1 protein-coding gene is annotated in these 2,443 nt (G+C 61.5%); it reads left to right on the top strand.

Going from position 1 to position 2,443, the window contains the following annotated elements:
- Positions 1 to 2,443, top strand: a 2,443-nt coding sequence (locus AC3WQM_RS21165; RefSeq protein ID WP_492681884.1) for a beta strand repeat-containing protein, incomplete at both ends; no start/stop codon positions are given.

Here is a 2,443-nt window from a genome sequence, read left to right as displayed (position 1 = left end):
CGGAATCTCCAGCCTGTCGACCGGGCTGAGCACCACGAACAGCAATGTCGGCAGCCTGTCGACGTCGACTTCGAGCGGTTTGAGCACAGCCACCAGTGGAATCTCCAGCCTGTCGACCGGGCTGAGCACCACGAACAGCAATGTCGGCAGCCTGTCGACTTCGACTTCGAGCGGCCTGAGCACGGCGACCAGCGGCATCTCCAGCCTGTCGACCGGCCTGAGCACCACCAACAGCAACGTCGGCAGCCTGTCGACCTCTACATCGTCGGGCCTGAGCACGGCCACGAGCGGCATTTCGAGCCTGTCCACGGGTCTGAGCACCACGAACAGCAACGTCAGCAGTCTTTCGACGTCTACGTCGAGCGGCTTGAGCACGGCGAACAGCAACGTGAGCAGCCTGTCGACTTCGACGTCGTCGGGTTTGAGCACAGCAAATAGCAATGTCAGTAGTCTTTCGACGTCCACTTCGAGTGGCCTGAGCACTGCGACCAGTGGCATCTCGAGCCTGTCTACTGGCTTGAGCACGACGAATAGCAACGTGAGTAGCCTGTCGACTTCGACATCGTCGGGCCTGAGCACCAGCAGCAGCCGCATCGACAGCCTCTCGACGTCGACCTCTAGCGGGCTGAGCACCGCGACCAGTGGCATCTCGAGCCTGTCTACTGGCCTGAGCACGACGAACAGCAACGTGAGTAGCCTGTCGACCTCCACGTCGTCTGGCCTGAGCACGGCGACCAGTGGCATTTCCAGCCTGTCCACGGGCCTGAGCACGACGAACAGCAACGTGAACAGCCTGTCGACTTCGACGTCGTCTGGCCTGAGCACCGCGACCAGCGGCATCTCCAGCCTGTCCACGGGCCTGAGCACGACGAACAGCAACGTGAGCAGCCTGTCGACCTCGACGTCGTCCGGTCTGAGCACAGCGAACAGCAACGTCAGCAGCTTGTCGACCTCCACGTCGTCTGGCCTGAGCACGGCGACCAGTGGCATCTCCAGCCTGTCCACGGGCCTGAGCACCACGAACAGCAACGTCAGCAGCCTGTCGACCTCGACGTCGTCCGGTCTGAGTACAGCGAACAGCAGCGTCAGCAGCCTCTCGACTTCCACGTCGAGCGGGCTGAGCACAGCAAACAGCAACGTCGGCAGCCTGTCGACTTCGACCTCGTCGGGCCTGAGCACCACCAACAGCCGCATTGACAGTCTCTCCACGTCGACTTCGAGCGGTCTGAGTACGGCCACGAGTGGCATTTCCAGTCTGTCGACGGGCCTGAGCACGACGAACAGCAACGTGAGCAGCCTGTCGACGTCCACGTCGTCCGGCTTGAGCACCGCCACGAGCGGCATCTCCAGTCTGTCGACTGGTCTGAGCACGACGAACAGCAATGTGAGCAGCCTGTCGACTTCGACGTCGTCGGGTTTGAGCACAGCGAATAGCAATGTCAGCAGCCTTTCGACGTCCACTTCGAGTGGCCTGAGCACTGCGACCAGTGGCATCTCGAGCCTGTCTACTGGCTTGAGCACGACGAACAGCAACGTGAGTAGCCTGTCGACGTCCACTTCGAGCGGTCTGAGCACAGCGAACAGCAGCGTCAGCAGCTTGTCGACCTCGACGTCGTCTGGCCTGAGCACCGCGACCAGTGGCATCTCCAGCCTTTCTACCGGCTTGAGTACGACGAACAGCAATGTGAGTAGCTTGTCGACCTCGACGTCGTCCGGTCTGAGCACAGCGAATAGCAATGTCAGCAGCCTTTCGACGTCCACTTCGAGTGGCCTGAGCACTGCGACCAGTGGCATCTCGAGCCTGTCGACCTCGACGTCGTCCGGCCTGAGCACCGCGGCCAGCGGCATCTCCAGCCTGTCCACGGGCCTGAGCACCACGAACAGCAACGTCAGCAGCCTGTCGACCTCGACGTCGTCCGGCTTGAGCACCGCCACGAGCGGCATCTCTAGTCTGTCGACTGGTCTGAGCACGACGAACAGCAACGTGAGCAGCCTGTCGACCTCAACGTCGTCCGGCCTGAGCACAGCGAATAGCAATGTCAGCAGCCTTTCGACGTCCACTTCGAGTGGCTTGAGCACTGCGACCAGTGGCATCTCCAGCCTGTCTACCGGCCTGAGCACGACGAACAGCAATGTGAGCAGCTTGTCGACTTCGACGTCGTCTGGCCTGAGCACAGCGAGTAGCAATGTCAGTAGTCTGTCGACGTCCACTTCGAGCGGTCTGAGCACAGCGAACAGCAACGTGAGCAGCCTGTCGACTTCGACGTCGTCGGGCCTGAGCACTGCGACCAGCGGCATCTCCAGCCTGTCTACAGGCCTGAGCACGACGAACAGCAACGTGAACAGCCTGTCGACCTCCACGTCGTCTGGTCTGAGCACGACGAACAGCAATGTGAGCAGCCTGTCGACTTCGACGTCGTCCGGTCTGAGCACAGCGAACAGC

Source organism: Variovorax sp. FW301-JW7, from assembly GCF_058788795.1.
Note: the sequence above shows the minus strand (reverse complement) of the source record. Positions and strands in the feature narration are given on the sequence as shown.